Here is an 18,523-nt window from a genome sequence, read left to right on the forward strand (position 1 = left end):
CCGGACAGAAACTTCACAACTTTGTGAAACGAGTGTAGCTTCTGAATTATGGAAACCCCGATAGCGGTGACCGGCCTGGTGAAGACCTTCGGCCGCACCCGGGCCCTCGACGGGCTCGACCTGAACGTCCGGGCCGGTGAGGTGCACGGCTTCCTCGGCCCGAACGGCGCCGGCAAGTCGACCGCCATCCGGGTCCTGCTCGGGCTGCTGCGGGCGGACGCGGGGGCCGTCCGACTGCTCGACGGTGACCCGTGGCGCGACGCCGTCACGCTGCACCGCCGCCTGGCGTACGTGCCGGGCGACGTCACCCTCTGGCCCCAGCTCTCCGGCGGCGAGGTGATCGACCTGCTCGGGCGGATGCGCGGCGGGCTCGACCCGAAGCGCCGCGCCGAGCTGCTCGCGTCGTTCGAGCTGGACCCCCGCAAGAAGGGGCGCACCTACTCCAAGGGCAACCGGCAGAAGGTCGGCCTGGTCGCCGCGCTCGCCTCCGACGTCGAACTGCTCATCCTCGACGAGCCCACCTCCGGGCTGGACCCGCTGATGGAGGAGGTGTTCCAGCACTGGATCGACCGGGCCCGCCGCGACGGCCGCACCGTGCTGCTGTCCAGCCACATCCTGGCCGAGGTGGAGGCGCTCTGCGACCGGGTGACGATCATCCGCAACGGCCGCCACGTCGAGACCGGCACCCTGACCGAGCTGCGTCACCTGCACCGCACCGCGATCGACGCCGAACTGGCCGGCCCGGTGGACGGCCTGGCCGACCTGCCCGGCGTGCACGACCTGCGGGTAGACGGCGACCGGGTCCGCTTCGCCGTCGACACCGTCGCGCTGGACACCGCGCTGCGCCGGCTCACCGAGATCGGCGTACGCAGCCTGGTCAGCCAGCCGCCGACGCTGGAGGAGCTGTTCCTGCGCCACTACGAGACCCCGGCCCCCGACACCCCGGTCTCGACCGCGTCGGGCAGCACCGCGCCCGACAGCACCGCGCCCGACAGCACCGCGCCGGGCAGCACCGCGCCGGGCAACACCGCGCCCGACAGCACCGCGCCGGGCAGCGACCAGCCGACGGGGGTACGGCGATGAGCACCCTCACCGGCACCGGTCACCTGGCCCGGCTGATCCTGCGCCGGGACCGGATCGTCCTGCCGCTCTGGGTGCTGCTGCTGACCGTCCTGCCGGTGTCCTACGCGGGCAGCTTCTTCGCGCTGTTCCCCACCGCCGCCGAGCGGGCCGCGTACGTCACCGGCACCGCCCGCAACCCGTCGGTGGTGGCCCTGCTCGGCCCGGTCTACGGCGACAGCGTCGGCGCGTTGACCGCCCAGCGCGGTGGCTTCCTCCAGGTGATCGTCGGGCTGGCCGCCCTGCTCACCGTCATCCGGCACACCCGCACCGAGGAGGAGGCCGGTCGACGGGAACTACTCGGCGCGACCGTCCTCGGCCGGTACGCCGGGCTCACCGCCGCACTGCTGGTGACGTACGCGGCCAGCCTGCTGCTCGGCCTGCTCACCGCCGCCGGGCTGGCCGCCACCGGGCTGCCGGCGACCGGCTCGCTGGCGTACGGGCTGTCGGCGGCGCTGGTGGGGGTGGTCTTCGCCACGGTGGGCGGGTTGGCCGCCCAGCTCACCCAGACCGCCGGTGGGGCGCGCGGGATCGCCGTCGGGGTGCTCGGGGTGGCGTTCACGCTCCGGCTGGTCGGGGACACCTCCGAGCACGGGTGGCCGAGTTGGCTGTCCCCGCTGGGTTGGGCCGCACGCATCCGCGCCTACGCGGGGGAGCGCTGGTGGGTGCTGGCCCTGCCGGTCGCGCTGACCGTGCTGCTGGCCGTGGTGGCGTACCCGGTATCGGTGCGGCGGGACCTCGGGGCCGGCGTGCTGCCGTCGCGGCCGGGTCCGGTGCGGGCCGGGCGGGTGCTGTCCGGGCCGTTCGGGTTGGCTTGGCGGCTGCACCGGGGGCCACTGCTGGGCTGGTCGGTGGGCTTCCTCCTGCTCGGGTCGGTCGTCGGTGGCGCGGCCGAGGCGGCCGGCCGCTCGGTCGCCGGCAACGCCGCGTTGGAGCAGGTGATGGCCCGGCTGGGTGGCGCGTCGGGGCTGGCCGAGGCGTACCTGGGGGTGTCGTTGGGGGTGGCCGGGCTGGCCGCCGCCGGCTACGGCGTCCAGGCGGCGTTGCGGATGCGGTCGGAGGAGGCCGCCGGGCGGGCCGAGCCGGTGCTGGCCACCGGGGTGCACCGGTCGACCTGGCTCGCCTCACACCTGGTGTTCGTCCTGCTGGGGCCGGTGGTGGTGCTGGCGTTGGTCGGGCTGGCGGCCGGCCTGACCTACGGGCTCAGCATCGGTGACGTGCCGGGGCAGCTGCCCCGGATGCTCGGTGCCGGCCTGGCGCAGGTGCCGGCGGCCTGGGTGCTCGCCGGCCTGGCGGTGCTGCTGTATGGCCTGTTGCCCCGCCTCTCCCCGGCGGCCTGGGCGGTGCTCGCGGTGGTGGTGCTGCTCGGTCAGCTCGGCGCGGTGCTGGAGCTGAGCCAGTGGCTGCTGGACCTGTCGCCGTTCACCCACACCCCACAGGTGTTGCGCGCCGGCTGGAGCGTCATTCCGCTGCTGGCCCTGACCGTGCTGGCCGGGGTGTTCTGCGCGGTCGGCTTCGCGTCCTTCCGCCGCCGCGACATCCCGGTCGGCTGACGGCACGACATCTCCCGGCTGGCCGGCCGCGCCACGACGCGTCGGCCGGCGGGCCCTTGCCGGGGCGGGCCCGACCGGTCAGCCGGAGGGGGTCTCGTTACGGATCATCAGGGCGGAACGCAGGCCGGTGATGTCGAGGACGCGCAGCAGGAAGTCGCCCACGTTGCTCAGGATCAACAGGCACTGGGAGTGGCTGGCCTTGCGACTGAGCACGACCAGCGTGCCGAGCCCCTGCGAGTCGCAGAAGGTCACCCCGGCCAGGTCGAGCACGATGCGCGGCGGAGGCTCGGCGAGCACCTCGTTCACGACGGTCGACAGTTGGGCGGCGGTGAGCATGTCGATCTCACCGGCCAGGCGCAACACCACTTCGTCGCCAGTCCGGTGTACCGTGATGGACAGCTCGGCACGATCCACGCCGTCAGCCTATCGCGATCCCACCAACCTGGCCCGGCGAGACGATCCGCCGTGCCGATCACCGGGCGAGCGGCAGATCCGCCCCACCGGCTCCGGTGGGGTGAGCCGGGTAACCCGGCCCCGGGGTGGCTGCGGATTCCCCGCCCGGCGCTGACACAATGGGCCGCATCGTGACCGATACCTTTTCCGCCGGGACCGGCCGCTACCCGGCCGACGCACCGGCCTCCGAGGCCCTGTTCGACCGCGCCCAGGCCATCGTGCCCGGCGGGGTCAACTCCCCTGTGCGCGCGTTCCGTGCCGTCGGTGGCACCCCGCGCTTCATGGTCCGGGGGGAGGGTCCCTGGCTGTACGACGCCGACGGGCGACGCTACGTCGACCTGGTCTGCTCGTGGGGGCCGCTGATCCTGGGCCACGCCCACCCCGAGGTGGTCGAGGCGGTGCGGGAGGCCGCCACCCTCGGCACCAGCTTCGGCACCCCCACCCCGGGTGAGGTGGAGTTGGCCGCCGAGATCGTCGAGCGCACCCCGGTCGAGCAGGTCCGGCTGGTCAACTCGGGCACCGAGGCGACCATGTCGGCGATCCGGCTGGCCCGGGGGTTCACCGGCCGATCCAAGATCATCAAGTTCGCCGGCTGCTACCACGGCCACTCCGACGGGCTGCTCGCCGCCGCCGGCTCCGGTGTCGCCACCCTCGGCCTACCCGACTCTCCCGGGGTCACCGGCGCGGCGGCCGGCGACACCATCGTGCTGCCCTACAACGACATCACCGCCGTCGAGGCGGCGTTCGCCGCGCAGGGTCCGCACATCGCGGCGGTCATCACCGAGGCCGCCGCCGGCAACATGGGCGTGGTCGCCCCCCGCGACGGCTTCAACTCCCGGCTCGCCGCGATCGCCCACGCCCACGGCGCGCTGCTCATCGTCGACGAGGTGATGACCGGGTTCCGGGTCTCCCGCGCCGGCTGGCACGGCCTCGACCCGTCCGACGCCGACCTGTGGACGTACGGCAAGGTGATGGGGGGCGGGCTGCCCGCCGCGGCCTTCGGCGGGCGCACGGAGATCATGTCCCGGCTCGCCCCGGCCGGCCCGGTCTACCAGGCCGGCACCCTCTCCGGTAACCCGCTGGCCTGCGCCGCCGGCCTGGCCACCCTGCGGCTGGCCGACGACGCCCTCTACCGCCGGCTCGACGACACGGCCGCCGTCGTGGGCAAGCTCGCCGCCGACGCGCTGGCCGCCGCCGGGGTCCCGCACCGCCTGTCGTACGCGGGCAGCATGTTCTCGATCTTCTTCACCGACGCCGACGTGGTCGACTACGACAGCGCCCGCACCCAGCAGGTGCCCGCGTTCAAGGCGTTCTTCCACGCGATGCTCGCCGCGGGTGTCTACCTGCCGCCGAGCGCGTTCGAGTCGTGGTTCGTGTCGGCGGCGCTCGACGACGCCGCCCTGGAGCACATCGCCGCCGCCCTGCCCGGCGCGGCGACAGCAGCGGCAGCGGCAGGCCACGGGGGGTAAAACCAGTGAGCGCGAGGAGTGAGCCGGGTTTGCGAGCCCCGCAGTCGCGAACGAGGGGGATGCAATGAGTAAGACCGTCGTCCACGTGCTGCGGCACGGCGAGGTGCACAACCCGGACCGGATCCTCTACGGCCGGCTGCCCGGCTTCCGGCTGTCGGAGCTGGGCGTGCAGATGGCCAAGGCCGCCGCCCAGGCGGTCGCCGAGCGGGAGGTCGTGCACGTGGTGGCCAGCCCGCTGGAACGCGCCCAGCAGACCGCAGAGCCGATCGCCGGGCAGTTCGGGCTCCCGGTCGGGGTGGACGAGCGGCTGATCGAGAGCGCCAACTGGTTCGAGGGCAAGAAGGTCTCGCCCGGGGACGGCTCGTTCCGCGACCCGCGCAACTGGTGGGTGCTGCGCGACCCGGTCACCCCGAGCTGGGGCGAGGCCTACCGGGCCATCGCCGAGCGGATGTTCGCCGGGCTGCACGCCGCCCGGGTGGCCGCCGAGGGGCGCGAGGCGGTCATCGTCTCCCACCAGCTTCCCATCTGGACGCTGCGCCGCTACGTCGAGCGCAAACGGCTCTGGCACGATCCGCGCCGCCGGCAGTGCGGGCTGGCCAGCCTCACCTCCTTCCATTTCGACGGGGCGAAGGTGGTCGGGATCGGCTACTCCGAGCCGGCCGCCCACCTGATCGCCATGTCCGCGACAGCCCGGACGGCCAAGGGGGCCTGAGATGCGTTCCCGGAGGCCGTTGGCCGTCCTGCTCGCCGCCGTCACCGCCGGGGCGGCGCTGGTCGGCTGCTCCTCCGGCACCGACGAGAGCCGGTGCGCCAACAACGGCGGCATCGTCGAGTGCGCCCCCGACCAACGCTCCGCCGCCCCGAAGATCGCCGGTGACCTGCTCACCGGCGGTGGGTACGACACCTCCCAGGCCCGGGGCCAGGTGGTGGTGGTCAACTTCTGGGGTTCCTGGTGCGCGCCCTGTCGCGCCGAGGCCGATGACCTGGAGGCCACCTACCAGGCCACCAAGGCATCCGGGGTGACCTTCCTCGGCATCAACGTGCAGGACAGCCGGGACAAGGCGATCGCCTTCGAGGAGGGCCGGGTCACCTACCCGAGCCTGTTCGACCCGGCCAGCCGGCTGGCGCTGGCGCTGGACATCCCGCCGAACACCATCCCGGCCACCGTCGTGCTGGACCGGCAGGGCCGGATCGCCACCGTGATCCGGGCCGCCGTCACCACCGACGGGCTGCGCCCGATCGTCGAGCGGATCGCCGCCGAAGAGCCGGCGTCGACCGGTTCCCGCTGATGGGCGAGACGTTCCGCGAACTCGCCCAGTCCGGCCCGTTGCTGCTGGCCATCGGTGCGGCGGCGCTCGCCGGGCTGGTCAGCTTCCTGTCCCCGTGCGTGCTGCCGCTGATGCCCGGCTACCTGTCGTACGTGACGGGGCTGGCCGGCACCGACCTGGAGGGCCGCGCCCGGCCGACCACCCCGACCGGCGCGGACCCCGCCCCGGGCGGCGGCTCGGCACCCGGCGAGGGCCCGGCCTCCGACGGTGGTTCGGCTCCCGACGGCGGTCCCGGCGGCACGGTGGCGGTGGCGACGCGGGCGGCGGCCCGGCCGGTGGCGGCGGTCAAGGGCCGGGTGCTGGCCGGGACGCTGCTGTTCATCGCCGGCTTCACCGTCGTCTTCACCGCCACGGCGATCCTCTTCGCCGGGTTCGGTCGGATCTTCTTCGACTACGAGCGCACCTTCCAGGTCGTCATCGGCGCGCTGATCGTCCTGCTCGGGCTCAGCTACCTGGGGGTGCTCCCGGGGATGCAGCGGGAACTGCGGATCCGACGGTTGCCCGCCGCCGGGCTGCTCGGTGCGCCGGTCCTCGGCGCGGTGTTCGCGTTGAGCTGGATGCCGTGCACCGGCCCGACGCTGGGTGCGGTGCTGGGGATGGCCGCCACCGGTGGGCAGACCGACCGGGCCGTGGTGCTGGCGGTGGCGTACTGCCTGGGGTTGGGGTTGCCGTTCGTGGTCTTCGGGTTGGGCTTCCACCGGCTGCTCGGGGTGTTCCGCGCGGTCCGGCGCAACAGCCGGTGGGTGACCCGGATCGGCGGGGTGCTGCTGATCCTGATCGGCCTGGCGCTGGTCACCGGCGGCTGGCAGAGCTTCGTGATCTGGTTGCAGACGACAGTGGGCCCCGGCGAGGTGAGCATCTGATGACGACCGTCGACGACCGGCCGGCCAGCCCACCCGCCGAGGCCCCCCGCCGCCGGCCGAACCCGGTGCTGGCCCTGCTGCGCAACTCGTGGCGGCAGCTCACCAGCATGCGTACCGCGTTGATCCTGTTGTTCCTGCTCGCGGTCGCGGCGATTCCCGGCTCGGTGCTGCCACAGCGGGGGGTCAACCCGGAGAACGTCGACAGGTACTTCGTCGAGCACCCCGACCTGGCCCCGCAGCTCGACCGGATCGGCGCATTCGAGGTGTTCGGCTCGGTCTGGTTCTCCGCCATCTACCTGCTGCTGTTCACCTCGCTGGTGGGCTGCATCCTGCCCCGGATGCGCGACCACGTGCGGGCGTTGCGGGCCCGGCCGCCGGCCGCGCCCAAGCGGATGGACCGGCTGCCGCAGCACACCGTGCTGGAGGCGCCGGGGGCCGCCGATCCGCAGGCCATCGCCGCCGTGCTGCGCCGCCGCCGCTGGCGGGTGCAGGTGCGCGGCAACGAGGTCTCCGCCGAGAAGGGCTACCTCAAGGAGACCGGCAACCTGCTGTTCCACACCTCGCTGGTCGCCGTGCTGGTCGGCGTCGCGCTCGGCTCGTGGTACGGCTGGCACGGCAACCGCCTGCTGGTCACGGGCGCGGACAACGCCTTCTGCAACACCCGCCAGCAGTACGCCGAGGCGAAGCTCGGCCCCCGCGTGGACAGCGCCGACCTGCCGTCGTTCTGCCTGACCCTCGACAGGTTCGACGCCCGGTTCCTGCCGACCGGTCTGCCGGAGAGCTACCGCGCGACGGTGACCGTGGACCGGCCGGACGGCTCGGACCGGCGGACCGCCGATTTCTCGGTCAACTCGCCGCTGCGGCTCGGCTCGGCCAACGTCTACCTGCTGGGTCACGGCTACGCCCCGATCCTGAAGTACACCGACCGGTACGGCCGCAGCCAGACCAGCACGGTGCCGTTCCTGACCAGCGGCGACGCCAACCTCACCAGCGAGGGGGTGGCCGCCTTCCCGGACGCCAACGTCGACCCGGCGACCGGCCGGCGGGACGCCAACCAGCAGGTCGCCTTCGAGGGGTTGTACCTGCCGACCGCCCCGGACACCGCGCCGTTCGCGTCGTCGCGGTTCCCGGAGGAGCGCAACCCGGCCGTGGTGCTGGCCGCCTACCGGGGCAACCTGGGGCTGGACGCCGGCATCCCCGGCTCGGTCTACCAGCTCGACCAGCGGCAGGTGACCAACGGCAAGCTCAAGCAGGTCGGCAACAAGAAGCTCACCCCCGGTGAGACGTGGACCCTGGACGACGGCAGCAAGCTGGAGTTCCTCGGCACCAAGCGGTACGTCACCCTGTCCGTCCGGCACGACCCGGGCGAGAAGCTGATGCTGGGCGCCTGCGTGGTGCTGCTGGTCGGGCTGATGGGATCGCTGTTCGGCCGCCGTCGGCGGGTCTGGTTCCGGGTGACGCCCCCCGACAGTGGATCTCCGACGGGCGGTAGTAGTTTGGTGTCGGCCGGTGGGCTGCCGCGCACCGATCATCCAGGGTTCGCCGAGGAGTTCGCGTCTCTCGTCGCCGCGGTACGCGACGACGGGCGGCCCGACCGGCGGGCGCGAGAGGGAGTCGAGTGATGTCCGCAGTCTCCGACCAGCTGGTGACGTTCGCGATCCTGGTGTACCTGGTTGCGATGATCAGCCACGCCGTCGAGTACGCCCTGGGCAACGTCCGCGCGGTGTCGGCCCGGGTCGCACCGGCCCGGGAGTTGGTCGGCGCGGGTGTCGGCGGGGCCGGCGACGCGGTTGCCGGTGGGGCCGACGCGCCGGTGAAGGGCGACGCCGTCGGGACCACGCCGCCGTCGACCCGGCCGAGCCGTTCGGCGGGACGGGCCAGGCTGGCCGGGCGGATCGCCGCCGGGCTGACCGTGCTCGCCGCCGCGCTGCACCTCGGCGCGCTGGTCACCCGGGGCATCGCGGCCGACCGGATGCCCTGGGGCAACATGTACGAGTTCGTGCTGACGGTCACCTGGATCGGGACCGCCGCCTGGCTCGTGGTGCTCTGGAAGCGGCCGTCGCTGCGCCGGCTCGGGCTGTTCCTCACCCTGGTCATGGTGCTGCTGCTGGCCTTCGCCGAGCTGAAGCTCTACGTCCCGGTGGTGCCGCTGATGCCGGCGCTCCAGTCGTACTGGTTCATCATCCACGTGTCGACGATCGTCTTCTCCTCCGGCATCTTCCTGCTGGGCGTGGTGCCGGCGGTGTCGTTCCTGCTGCGCAACGGCTACGAGCAGGGGCGGCGCAGCTTCCCCTACACGCTGGCCCGGCGGCTGCCCGGGGCGGCCGACCTGGAGCGGCTGACCTTCGCCCTGCACGCCTTCTCGTTCCCGATCTTCACGTTCGCGGTGATCGCGGGCGCGATCTGGGCCGAGGCGGCCTGGGGCCGGGCCTGGGGTTGGGACCCGAAGGAGACCTGGGCGTTCATCTCCTGGGTGGTCTACGCCGGCTACCTGCACGCCCGCGCCACGCCCAGCGTCCGGCGCAACGTGGCGACCTGGATCGCGGTGCTGGGCTTCCTGACCGTGCTGATGAACCTGTTCGGGGTGAACTTCTTCTTCACCGGCCTGCACTCGTACGCCGGGGTGGAGTGAGTCGGCCGGTGAGCACCCGGTCGACGCCCAGGGTCACCTGGTAGGCGACCTCCGGCACGTCGGCCAGGTCGATGCGCTCGGCCCGCAGGGCGAGCTGGGCGTGCAGTTCCCGGGCCACCGCGTCGCGGATCTCCTTCAGCAGCGGGGAGAAGCCGTCCGGATCACCCACGGTGTACGCGTCGTCCATGCGTCCCATCCTCTACCGGAGGACCAGGTGTGTCGATGCCCCTGGCCTGCAGAACGTCTATCTCTCCCGAAGTCGGTCAGCGGTACCGACCGCCAGCGGTCGTTGGTGGTCGTGATGCCTTCCCATTGGCTGACACCTTGACGCCCCATAAGGCTGATGACATCATCGCCGAACGATGTTTGCGTAAACAATTTAGGGCTTAAATCGGACATCAGCTTCGACTGTGGCATCCGGATGGGGGCGCGCTGCTTGTCGATGTTTACGTAAACATCGACAAGGGTGACGTGGTCGACGTTGACGGCCGGCGGGGGAGACGCCCTGACCCCTGGCCCACCCGTCTGCGAGGAGAGACTCTCCATGAGGAAGTTGGACAAGCGCACCGCCTCGGTGCTCGTGCCCCCTTGATGGCGATGCACCCTACGAGGACAACGACCAGCCGCTGGACACCGACTCGCCCGGCTGACAGTTCCCTGAACTCCGCCGTACCGCCACCTGGTCACTCCCGACGCGGCGGACCCGGACGAGAACCTCGTTCCCCCGCTATTGGAGCCGCACATGTTCCCGAAGCAGACAGGCGTCAGATCCGGCGCCGCCCCGCTTTCCCGTCCCTTGCCCCTCCTTGTCCTGCTACTGCTGCTCGCCCTGGTCGCGGCGGTCGGCACGGTCCTCCTCCCCACGGTGAGCGAGGCCATCACCCGCTCCTCGCAGACCATGTACACCCCGCCGCCCGGCACCCCCGCCCCCGGCACGCTCTACCCCAGGGGGATACGGCTGGAGCACAGTGGGTCGGCCAACGGCACCATGCTCGCCACCTTCGAGCAGTACACCACCGGCAAGCCCGTCTTCCCGATCTACCGCAGCACCGACACCGGCAACACCTGGACCAAGATCTCGGAAGTCGCCGACACGCAGAACGGCTGGGGCATGCGCTGGCAGCCACAGCTGTTCGAACTGCCCATCGCGATCGGCAACTTCCCCGCCGGGACCATCCTGGCCGCCGGCGACTCCGTCCCCAGTAACCGCTCCGGGTTCAAGATCGACATGTACGCCAGCACGAACCAAGGGCAGACCTGGACCTTCGTCAAGAACATCGCCAACGGCGCGGGCAGACCGGTCTGGGAACCCTTCTTCCTGGTCAACGGCAACAAACTCATCGTCTACTACTCCGACGAGCGAGACAGCAGCCACAGCCAGAAGCTGGTGCACCAGGTCAGCACGGACGGCATCAACTGGGGCCCCGTCGTCGACGACGTGGCGACCTCCACGCAGAGCGACCGGCCCGGCATGTCGACAGTTGCGAAGCTGCCGAACGGCAACTACGTGATGACGTACGAGTACGGGGGCTCGCCGGCGGGAAACCTCGCGGTCTACTACAAGATCTCCTCCAACCCCGAGGCGTTCGGCTCGGTCACCAGCCAGGTCCTGAGGTCGACCGACGGCCAGACCGCCTTCTGGAACCCGTACATCACCTGGCTTCCCACCGGCGGCTCCAACGGCACCCTCGTCGTCAGTGCGCAAAGCACAACCGACGTGTTCGTCAACACCCAGGGTGGTGCCGCGAACGCCTGGACCCGTGTCGATTCCAAGGTCGCCGGCGGCTACAGCCGCGGCATGGTTCCGCTGGCCGACGGCCACAGCCTGGTGGTGCTCAGTGGCGGCTACAACGGCAGCACCGTCAACTCCGTCACCTACAGCACCATCGACCTGGGCGGCGTCGTGCCGACGACACCGGTCCCGTCCACGGGGACGACGACGGCGAGGCTGATCGGCGCCCAGTCGGGTCGTTGCCTCGACGTGCCGAACAGCAACTCCGCAAACGGGACCAGGCCGGCGCTCTGGGACTGCCACACCGGGGCCAACCAGCAGTGGACGTACAACGCCTCCACCCGCCAGTTGCAGTCGCTCGGCAAGTGCCTGGGCGTCTCCGGTCAGAGCACGACGCCGGGCGCCACGGTGGTCCTCGGGGACTGCGGCAGCGGTGCCAACCAGCAGTGGACCCTCACCAACAACACAGTGGTGGGAGTCCAGTCCGGGCTGTGCCTGGACGTCGCCAACAACGCGACCGCGAACGGATCAGCGGTGAACATGTGGACCTGCAACGGAGGCGCCAACCAGCGGTGGACCCGCGGCTGACACCAACCTGACGTCGGAGGGATCCGGAACGAGGCGTTCCGGATCCCTCCACCGTCTTTCTCGGATGGCGTCACGAACCGATAGCTGTTTATCGTGTCGTTCAACAGCCCGCCGGGCTGCGAAAGGAGCACCGCAGCGATGATCCCAGCATCGCCGGACGGTGTGCCGCGGGCCCTCGCCGGATCGTCAGGCATCACCCGGCGCCACCGGCGCGTGTCGATGGCGGACGTGGCCCGAGCGGCCGGGGTCTCCGCGCAGACGGTATCCCGCGTCTCCACCGGCCATCCCGGGGTTGTCGCGTCCACCCGCCAACAGGTTCTCGCGGCGATGCAGCAGTTGGGCTACCGGCCCAACAGCGCGGCCCGGGCGCTGAAGAACGGCGAGTTCCGCACCATCGGCGTCATCATCTTCACGCTGTCCACCACGGGAAACAGTCGGCTGCTCGAAGCGATCGCCACCCACGCCAGCCGTGCCGGTTACGTGATCACGCTCATGCCCGTGGCGACACCCACCCAGCACGGCGTGCTGGGCGCGTTCACCCGACTGGGCGAGCTGGCGGTGGACGCCGTCATCGTGGTGATGGAGGTGCATCTGCTCGACGCCGCGATGTTCGTCCTCCCGCCAGGGGTGCATGTCGTGGTCGTCGACTCCGATGCCGGCGACCGTTACAGCGTGGTGGACACCGATCAGGCCGACGGTGCGCGGCAGGCCGTCCAACACCTGCTCGACCTCGGCCACCACACCGTTTGGCACGTCGCCGGGCCGCCGGAGTCCTTCGCCGCCGGGCGTCGGTCGACGGCGTGGCGCTGCGTGCTCGAAGGGGCGGGTCGGCCCGTACCGGCGATGTATCGCGGCGACTGGTCGGCCGAATCCGGCTACCGCGCCGGCCTCCTGCTGGCAGACGAGGCGTCGTGCACCGCGGTATTCGCCGGCAACGACCAGATGGCCCTCGGCGTGCTGCGGGCGTTGCACGAGAAGCACCGGGTCGTTCCCCGCGACATCAGCGTGATCGGCTTCGACGACATCCCGGACAGCGCCTCGTTCATCCCACCGCTGACCACGATCCATCAGGACTTCGCCGAAGTAGGCCGCAGATGCGTCGAGACCGCGCTGCGACAGATCCGCAACCAGCCCGTCGAGCCCGGTACCAGCCTGGTGCCGAACCGGCTGGTGACACGGGCCAGCACGGCAGCACCGCGAACCGTCTGACCCGAACCGGGCTGCTCCGGCCGGTGCTTCCGCCCGCATCGTCGGTGCAGGAGTTGAAGCGTGCCGTGTCCCGCGCTCGGATCGTCGTTGCCTGGCTCTGGAGTGGTCAGGTGCCGAACCAGCCGGGGACGTCGAGGCGGAAGGAATCCGGTGGGGTGACCGCGCGCAGGTCGTCCTCCAGGGCGGCGACCCGCTCCGCGCCGAGCCGGGCCACCCAGCGTTCCCGCAGTGCGTCGAAGAGCACCGCCGAGCGGCGCAGCCCGTCGACGCCCTTCTCCGTCATCCGGACCAGTTTGCGGCGGGCGTCGGTCGGGTCGTCGGCGCGTTCCAGGTAGCCGAGGGCGACCAGCCGGTCGACGGTCTTGCCGGCGGCCTGCTTCGAGACGCCGAGGCGGTGGCCCAGGTCGGACGCGGTGGTGCCGTGCACGCCGACGGCCTGGAGCACGAAGCCGTGTGCCGGCCGCAGCTCGGGGTGGCCCTGCCGGGCCAACTCGGCGTGCAGGTCGTCGACGAGGCTGCGGAAGCCGGCGAGCAGCAGTAGGGGCAGCACGAAGCCGGGCCGCTCGGGGTCACCCATCGACATGTTCGACAACCTGGTTTACTGTTTCGACAACCACGTTGACTATCGTACGTGAGGGGTACCGCCATGTCCCGACCCGGCTTCACCACCCACACCCTCGACACGGCGCCCGACGCCGCCCGCGCGACCATGGCCGGCGTACACCGAAGGCTCGGCCACCTGCCCGGCGCGGTCGGGCTGATGGCCGAATCCCCCGAACTGCTCAAGGGGTTCCTGACCGCCTCCGCCACCTTCGAAGCCACCGACCTCGCGCCTGTCGAGCGGGAGGTGGTGGTGCTGACGGTCGCCACCCGCAACCGGTGCCACCTCTGCGTGGCGATGCACACCGCCACCCTGCACCGGCTGGGTGCCGCCGCTGAACTGATCGCCGCGCTGCGCGACGGCACCGACCTGCCCGAGCCCCGGCTGGCGGCGCTGCGCCGGTTCACCCTCGCCGTCCTCGACCACGCCGGTGACGTCCCGGACGACGAGCTGACCGCCTTCCTCGACGCCGGCTACCGGCCCCGACACGCCCTGGACGTGGTGCTCGGGGTCGGGACGTACACCATCTCGACCCTCGCCAACCGACTCACCCGTGCCCCACTCGACCCGCCCCTGACTGCGTACGCCTGGGAGCCGGCGGCCTGATCGCAGCTCCACGTCGGGCGTATTACAACGTGTTACGCTTGAGGAGTGTCGGATCGTGAGTATGTCTGGACCGACGAGGGTCTGGACAACGCCAGCCGCAACGGTGTCGGCGTGGACGAGACGACCCAGGCGCTGTACGCCCCGTCGGGCCTACGCCATGAGCGTGCTCTCGGGGATCTGCTGCTCATCATCATGGGGATGGCCGACAGCGGTCGGGTGATCGCCGCACTGTGTGACCGCATCGGTGGGACGAGCACATACAAGATCATCGGGGCTCGGGCCCTGCGCGGCGCAGACCTCGACGAATGGAGGAGGCGAGTCCTATGACCGAGCCGGACTTTGAGTGGATGACCAAAGACGAGGTCGTGGCATGGTTCCAGCACACCGACAGCCTGGCGCCGGTCATCAGGTCCATGACGGCGACGCCAGCCTCCGGCACCGCTCCCGAGACACCGATGGCGCTGGTCAGCACCCGACTGCCGGTGGCGCTGGTGAAGCAGCTTGACCGCCTCGCCGAGCAAACCGCAGTCCGTCGCTCCGACATCATCCGCGACGCTCTGACCAGGTACGTCACCACCCGCTCCGAGCCGGTGAGCCACGACGAGGCCGAACACGCCCTCGACGTGCTGCGCCGTGTCGTCGCCGCCCGAACCACCGAAGGTCGGGCGGACGCGGCATAACCCTTTGGCGAGATGCCTTGCCGCATGACGCCGGGACGGCACGCGTCACCGACGCCGGGCCGGGGCGGGGCATCGAGGAAGATGATGCCCCCGAGGGTCGACATTCCGACATCCCGGGCCGACCCGATCTCGCCGGACCGGGGCTGTCAGTCGTGCAGGAAGGGGAGCAGCAGGGCGGTCAGCTCGGCCGGGCGCTCCTCGAACAGCCAGTGGCCGCTGTCGGTGACCACCCGGCCGTCGACCGTCCGGGCGTAGCGGCGCACCTGGTCGGCGACCTGGCCGCCGAGGCTGGCCGCCGCGCCGACGGCCAGCACCGGCATCGGCAGCGGATTCTCCCGGTACGCCGCGTTGTCCTTGACGTCCTGCGCGAAGGCCCGGAAATAGTTGAAGCTGGCCCGCAGGTGGGCCGGGTCGGTCAGGTGCCGGGCGTACTCCTCGATGTCGTCCGCACCGATGCTGCCTTTGTTCACCATGATCGAGTCGGTGAAGCGGTCCACCCAGCGCGCCTCCCGGCCGGCGACCAGCTCCTCCGGCAGGCCGTTGGTGAGGCTGAAGAAGCCGAAGTTCCACACCGCCGGCCCGGCCTCGGTCAACGCGGGAAACGTGTAGATGCTCTCGTCCGGGATCGGTGCCTCGGTCAGCACCAGCCGGGACACCGAGTCGGGGTGCGCGGCGGCATAGGCGTACGCGACCATGGTGCCCACGTCGTGACCGACCAGCCGGATGTCGTCGGCCAGGCCCAGGCCGGTCAGCAGCCCGTGCAGGTCGGCGGCGACTGTCTTCTTGTCGTACCCGTCGGGTGGGGCGTCGCTGCCGCCGAAACCGCGCAGGTCGGGCGCGACCACCTGGTACGTCGCGGCCAGTTCCGGCAGCAGCGCCCGCCACATCCGCCAGCACTGCGGATAGCCGTGCAGCAGCACCAGGGTCGGTCCCCGGCCGCCCCGGACGTAGTTGATCGCCACGTCACCGACCTGCGCCCGCTGCTCGGTGAACCCCGCCGGAACCCGTCCGTCGCCCATCCCGACCCCCGCCCCCATCCCGACCCCCGCCCCCGTCCCGACGTCGCCGGCTGGCACCCGCCCCACCGTCACCCGTGCAACGAGCAACTGTCGGCCGGAGAGACGCGCCTGCCCGGGTGGGGAGGCGTGCCGGCCCGGGTGGGGAGACGCACACCGCCCGGCCCCACCCGGCGTGGGCGGTGCCGGCAGCGGTGCGGGAGACTGGCCGTATGGCGGCTCGTGGCTTCCCGTACACCGATCTCAAGGACTTTCTCGCGGCGCTGGAGCGCGCGGGCGAGCTGCGGCGGGTGACCGTCCCGGTGGACCCCACGCTGGAGATCAGCGAGGTGGTCACCCGGACGGTCCGGGCCGGCGGGCCGGCGCTGCTGTTCGAGCGGCCCACCCGGGGTGAGATGCCGGTGGCGATCAACCTGTTCGGCACCGAGAAGCGGATGGCGATGGCGCTCGGCGTCGAATCGCTCGACGAGATCGGCGACCGGATCGGCGCGCTGATCAAGCCGGAGCTGCCGGTCGGCTGGTCCGGCATCCGCGAGGGCCTGGGCAAGGTCATGCAGCTCAAGTCGGTGCCGCCGCGCAAGGTCAAGACCGCCCCCTGCCAGGAGGTGGTCTACTCCGGTGACGACGTCGACCTGAACCGGCTGCCCGGCCTCCAGGTCTGGCCGGGTGACGGCGGGATCTTCCACAACTACGGGCTGACCCACACCAAGCACCCCGAGACCGGCAAGCGCAACCTCGGCCTCTACCGCCTCCAGCAGCACTCCCGCAACACGCTCGGCATGCACTGGCAGATCCACAAGGACTCCACCGCCCACCACGCGGTCGCCGAGCGGCTCGGCCAGCGGCTCCCGGTAGCCATCGCCATCGGCTGCGACCCGGTGGTCAGCTACGCCGCCTCCGCGCCGCTCCCCGGTGACATCGACGAATACCTGTTCGCCGGGTTCCTGCGCGGCGAACGGGTCGAGATGGTCGACTGCCTGACCGTGCCGTTGCAGGTGCCGGCGCACGCGCAGATCGTGCTGGAGGGCTACCTCGAACCCGGCGAACGCCTGCCCGAGGGCCCGTTCGGCGACCACACCGGCTTCTACACCCCGGTCGAGCCGTTCCCGGTGCTGCACATCGAGACGATGACCATGCAGCGCAACCCCGTCTACCACTCGATCGTCACGTCCAAGCCGCCGCAGGAGGACCACGGCCTCGGCAAGGCCACCGAGCGGATCTTCCAGCCGCTGCTCAAGCTGATGATCCCGGACATCGTCGACTACGACCTGCCGGCCGCCGGGGTGTTCCACAACTGCGCGATCGTGTCGATCCGCAAGCGCTACCCCAAGCACGCGCAGAAGGTGATGAACGCCATCTGGGGCGCGCACCTGATGTCGCTGACCAAGCTGATCGTGATCGTCGACTCCGACTGCGACGTGCACGACTACCACGAGGTCGCGTTCCGGGCCTTCGGCAACGTCGACTACGCCCGCGACCTGCTGCTCACCGAGGGCCCGGTGGACCACCTCGACCACTCGTCATACCAGCAGTTCTGGGGTGGCAAGGTGGGCGTCGACGCGACCCGCAAGCTGCCCACCGAGGGCTACACCCGGGGCTGGCCGGAGGAGATGACCATGTCGCCGGAGGTCGCCTCCCTGGTCGACAAGCGCTGGAAGGAGTACGGCATCTGATGGCCACCGCCGTCGCGCCCGCCCCCCGCCCCGGCCGGGTCAAGTCCTTCCTCAAGCTCGTCGCGATCGAGCACTCCGTCTTCGCGCTGCCGTTCGCCTACCTGTCGGCGCTGACCGCGATGCAGGTCAACGGCGGTCGGGTCCGTTGGCTCGACCTGTTGCTGATCACCGTGGCGATGGTCGGGGCGCGGACGTTCGCCATGGCCGCCAACCGGATCCTCGACCGGCGGATCGACGCCCGGAACCCGCGTACCGCCGGGCGGGAACTGGTCACCGGGGCGGTGAGCGTGCGGACGGCCTGGACCGGCGCGGCCGTCGCGCTGGTGGTCTTCCTCGCCGCCGCCGCCCTGCTCAACCCGCTCTGCCTGCTGCTCGCCCCGCTCGCCGTGATCCCGCTGGTCGTCTACCCGTACGGCAAGCGGTTCACCGACTGGCCGCACGCCATCCTGGCCATCGCGCAGGCGGTCGGCCCGGTCGGCGCGTGGCTGGCGGTCACCGGCACCTTCGCCGGCTCGTGGCCGGCCTGGCTGCTCGGCGCGGCCGTCGGCCTGTGGATCGGCGGCTTCGACCTGATCTACGCCTGCCAGGACGACGAGGTCGACCGGGTGATCGGGGTACGCAGCGTTCCCGCCCGCTACGGCCGCCGCTTCGCGCTGCACGCCTCCACCGTGGCGCACGTGGTGACGTTCGCGCTGTTCATCTGGTTCGGTGCGTTGGTCGGCTACGGCTGGCCCTGGTGGATCGGGCTGGCGCTCACCGCGGTCGCCTTCGGCTACCAGCACGTGGTGGTCACCCCCACCGACCTCAGCAAGGTCAACCGGGCCTTCTTCACCGCCAACGGTTTCGTCGGCATCGCCCTGTTCGCCTTCGCCCTACTCGACCTGGTACTCCGTCTCAACCTCCGCGCCTGACCCCGCCCCCTCCCCTCGCCCCTGCCCCCTGCCCTTCCCCCTTCCCCCTCGCCCCCCGTGATCAAGAGGTTTGCGTCAGGTGATCAAGAG

The 18,523-nt window shown here is 71.4% G+C and carries 19 protein-coding genes and 1 pseudogene; 15 read left to right on the forward strand and 5 right to left on the reverse strand.

What is annotated here, in order from left to right; translation table 11 throughout:
- The first annotated feature begins 48 nt into the window (after positions 1–48).
- Positions 49–1,083, forward strand: coding sequence for an ATP-binding cassette domain-containing protein (locus tag AB0K25_RS03430; protein ID WP_363818123.1), 1,035 nt, complete (start codon positions 49–51; stop codon positions 1,081–1,083).
- On the opposite strand, the pseudogene AB0K25_RS03435 reads toward AB0K25_RS03430, so the two are convergent.
- Positions 1,002–1,382, reverse strand: a pseudogene (locus AB0K25_RS03435) (hypothetical protein); the annotation flags it as partial. The gene AB0K25_RS03430 and the pseudogene AB0K25_RS03435 overlap by 82 nt on opposite strands.
- Between AB0K25_RS03435 and AB0K25_RS03440 the strand changes: the two are divergent.
- Complete coding sequence (locus AB0K25_RS03440; protein ID WP_363818126.1) at positions 1,311–2,672, forward strand: ABC transporter permease; 1,362 nt, start codon at positions 1,311–1,313, stop codon at positions 2,670–2,672. The pseudogene AB0K25_RS03435 and the gene AB0K25_RS03440 sit on opposite strands and share 72 nt — an antisense overlap.
- 78 nt (positions 2,673–2,750) lie before the next feature.
- On the opposite strand, the gene AB0K25_RS03445 is transcribed toward AB0K25_RS03440, so the two are convergent.
- Entirely contained in the window at positions 2,751–3,086 is a 336-nt protein-coding gene (locus AB0K25_RS03445) for an STAS domain-containing protein (protein ID WP_208565454.1), read from the reverse strand.
- A gap of 170 nt (positions 3,087–3,256) precedes the next feature.
- Here AB0K25_RS03445 and hemL point away from each other — a divergent pair, with 170 nt between their 5' ends.
- From hemL to ccsB, 6 genes are all read left to right on the forward strand, one after another.
- Positions 3,257–4,594 carry a glutamate-1-semialdehyde 2,1-aminomutase gene (hemL, locus tag AB0K25_RS03450; RefSeq protein WP_363818129.1) on the forward strand — a complete coding sequence of 446 codons (1,338 nt, stop codon included), beginning with the start codon at positions 3,257–3,259 and terminating at the stop codon, positions 4,592–4,594.
- Between the two features lie 64 nt (positions 4,595–4,658).
- A complete protein-coding gene (locus AB0K25_RS03455; protein WP_208565456.1) occupies positions 4,659–5,306 on the forward strand; it encodes a histidine phosphatase family protein in 648 nt (215 codons plus the stop codon).
- A 1-nt stretch (position 5,307) separates the two neighbouring features.
- The gene (locus AB0K25_RS03460; protein ID WP_357532946.1) at positions 5,308–5,883 is read left to right on the forward strand and encodes a TlpA disulfide reductase family protein; all 576 of its coding nucleotides are present in this window, start codon (positions 5,308–5,310) and stop codon (positions 5,881–5,883) included.
- Complete coding sequence (locus AB0K25_RS03465; RefSeq protein ID WP_363818133.1) at positions 5,883–6,785, forward strand: cytochrome c biogenesis protein CcdA; 903 nt, start codon at positions 5,883–5,885, stop codon at positions 6,783–6,785. The genes AB0K25_RS03460 and AB0K25_RS03465 overlap by 1 nt, the downstream gene beginning before the upstream one ends.
- Positions 6,785–8,407, forward strand: coding sequence for a cytochrome c biogenesis protein ResB (locus AB0K25_RS03470; RefSeq protein WP_363818136.1), 1,623 nt, complete (start codon positions 6,785–6,787; stop codon positions 8,405–8,407). Before AB0K25_RS03465 ends, AB0K25_RS03470 begins: the two co-directional genes overlap by 1 nt.
- Entirely contained in the window at positions 8,407–9,417 is a 1,011-nt protein-coding gene (ccsB, locus tag AB0K25_RS03475) for a c-type cytochrome biogenesis protein CcsB (RefSeq protein ID WP_219465791.1), read from the forward strand. The genes AB0K25_RS03470 and ccsB overlap by 1 nt, the downstream gene beginning before the upstream one ends.
- On the opposite strand, the gene AB0K25_RS03480 is transcribed toward ccsB, so the two are convergent.
- Positions 9,383–9,604, reverse strand: a complete 222-nt coding sequence (locus AB0K25_RS03480; RefSeq protein ID WP_219470581.1) for a hypothetical protein — start codon at positions 9,602–9,604, stop codon at positions 9,383–9,385. The genes ccsB and AB0K25_RS03480 overlap by 35 nt on opposite strands.
- Positions 9,605–10,213: 609 nt before the next feature.
- On the opposite strand from AB0K25_RS03480, the gene AB0K25_RS03485 reads away from it, so the two are divergent.
- Positions 10,214–11,737: a ricin-type beta-trefoil lectin domain protein gene (locus tag AB0K25_RS03485; RefSeq protein ID WP_363818140.1), complete on the forward strand. Its 1,524-nt coding sequence runs from the start codon at positions 10,214–10,216 to the stop codon at positions 11,735–11,737.
- Between the two features lie 93 nt (positions 11,738–11,830).
- Positions 11,831–12,946, forward strand: coding sequence for a LacI family DNA-binding transcriptional regulator (locus AB0K25_RS03490; RefSeq protein ID WP_357532955.1), 1,116 nt, complete (start codon positions 11,831–11,833; stop codon positions 12,944–12,946).
- Positions 12,947–13,052: 106 nt separating this feature from the next.
- Here the strand turns inward: AB0K25_RS03490 and AB0K25_RS03495 are convergent, their stop codons facing one another.
- A complete protein-coding gene (locus AB0K25_RS03495) occupies positions 13,053–13,529 on the reverse strand; it encodes a MarR family winged helix-turn-helix transcriptional regulator (RefSeq protein WP_363818143.1) in 477 nt (158 codons plus the stop codon).
- Positions 13,530–13,577: 48 nt separating this feature from the next.
- On the opposite strand from AB0K25_RS03495, the gene AB0K25_RS03500 reads away from it, so the two are divergent.
- The 3 genes from AB0K25_RS03500 to AB0K25_RS03510 are packed head-to-tail and all read left to right on the forward strand — an operon-like array spanning position 13,578 to position 14,833.
- Positions 13,578–14,153 carry a carboxymuconolactone decarboxylase family protein gene (locus tag AB0K25_RS03500; RefSeq protein ID WP_308290977.1) on the forward strand — a complete coding sequence of 192 codons (576 nt, stop codon included), beginning with the start codon at positions 13,578–13,580 and terminating at the stop codon, positions 14,151–14,153.
- Between the two features lie 45 nt (positions 14,154–14,198).
- Positions 14,199–14,480 carry a hypothetical protein gene (locus AB0K25_RS03505; protein WP_204925727.1) on the forward strand — a complete coding sequence of 94 codons (282 nt, stop codon included), beginning with the start codon at positions 14,199–14,201 and terminating at the stop codon, positions 14,478–14,480.
- On the forward strand, positions 14,477–14,833 hold the full coding sequence (locus tag AB0K25_RS03510; protein WP_363818148.1) for a ribbon-helix-helix protein, CopG family: 357 nt from the start codon (positions 14,477–14,479) through the stop codon (positions 14,831–14,833). The genes AB0K25_RS03505 and AB0K25_RS03510 overlap by 4 nt, the downstream gene beginning before the upstream one ends.
- A gap of 146 nt (positions 14,834–14,979) precedes the next feature.
- Here AB0K25_RS03510 and AB0K25_RS03515 read toward each other — a convergent pair whose 3' ends face one another.
- On the reverse strand, positions 14,980–15,852 hold the full coding sequence (locus AB0K25_RS03515; RefSeq protein ID WP_219465799.1) for an alpha/beta hydrolase: 873 nt from the start codon (positions 15,850–15,852) through the stop codon (positions 14,980–14,982).
- Positions 15,853–16,061: 209 nt separating this feature from the next.
- Here AB0K25_RS03515 and AB0K25_RS03520 point away from each other — a divergent pair, with 209 nt between their 5' ends.
- Both AB0K25_RS03520 and mqnP read left to right on the forward strand, forming a co-directional pair.
- A complete protein-coding gene (locus AB0K25_RS03520) occupies positions 16,062–17,522 on the forward strand; it encodes a menaquinone biosynthesis decarboxylase (protein WP_357532959.1) in 1,461 nt (486 codons plus the stop codon).
- On the forward strand, positions 17,522–18,433 hold the full coding sequence (gene mqnP / locus AB0K25_RS03525) for a menaquinone biosynthesis prenyltransferase MqnP (protein WP_219465809.1): 912 nt from the start codon (positions 17,522–17,524) through the stop codon (positions 18,431–18,433). The genes AB0K25_RS03520 and mqnP overlap by 1 nt, the downstream gene beginning before the upstream one ends.
- Positions 18,434–18,523: the final 90 nt, after the last annotated feature.

Origin of the sequence: Micromonospora sp. NPDC049257 (assembly GCF_040678915.1) — a bacterium.
GTDB classification, from domain to species: Bacteria; Actinomycetota; Actinomycetes; order Mycobacteriales; family Micromonosporaceae; genus Micromonospora; species Micromonospora antibiotica.

Bases quoted from the DNA above. Each gene is read 5' to 3' on its own strand.
- AB0K25_RS03430 (WP_363818123.1), top strand. From the start codon at position 49: ATGGAAACCCCGATAGCGGTGACCGGCCTGGTGAAGACCTTCGGCCGC.
- AB0K25_RS03455 (WP_208565456.1), top strand. From the start codon at position 4,659: ATGAGTAAGACCGTCGTCCACGTGCTGCGGCACGGCGAGGTGCACAAC.
- AB0K25_RS03460 (WP_357532946.1), top strand. From the start codon at position 5,308: ATGCGTTCCCGGAGGCCGTTGGCCGTCCTGCTCGCCGCCGTCACCGCC.
- AB0K25_RS03465 (WP_363818133.1), top strand. From the start codon at position 5,883: ATGGGCGAGACGTTCCGCGAACTCGCCCAGTCCGGCCCGTTGCTGCTG.
- AB0K25_RS03470 (WP_363818136.1), top strand. From the start codon at position 6,785: ATGACGACCGTCGACGACCGGCCGGCCAGCCCACCCGCCGAGGCCCCC.
- ccsB (WP_219465791.1), top strand. From the start codon at position 8,407: ATGTCCGCAGTCTCCGACCAGCTGGTGACGTTCGCGATCCTGGTGTAC.
- AB0K25_RS03480 (WP_219470581.1), bottom strand. From the start codon at position 9,604: ATGGACGACGCGTACACCGTGGGTGATCCGGACGGCTTCTCCCCGCTG.
- AB0K25_RS03495 (WP_363818143.1), bottom strand. From the start codon at position 13,529: ATGTCGATGGGTGACCCCGAGCGGCCCGGCTTCGTGCTGCCCCTACTG.
- AB0K25_RS03510 (WP_363818148.1), top strand. From the start codon at position 14,477: ATGACCGAGCCGGACTTTGAGTGGATGACCAAAGACGAGGTCGTGGCA.
- AB0K25_RS03515 (WP_219465799.1), bottom strand. From the start codon at position 15,852: ATGGGCGACGGACGGGTTCCGGCGGGGTTCACCGAGCAGCGGGCGCAG.
- AB0K25_RS03520 (WP_357532959.1), top strand. From the start codon at position 16,062: ATGGCGGCTCGTGGCTTCCCGTACACCGATCTCAAGGACTTTCTCGCG.
- mqnP (WP_219465809.1), top strand. From the start codon at position 17,522: ATGGCCACCGCCGTCGCGCCCGCCCCCCGCCCCGGCCGGGTCAAGTCC.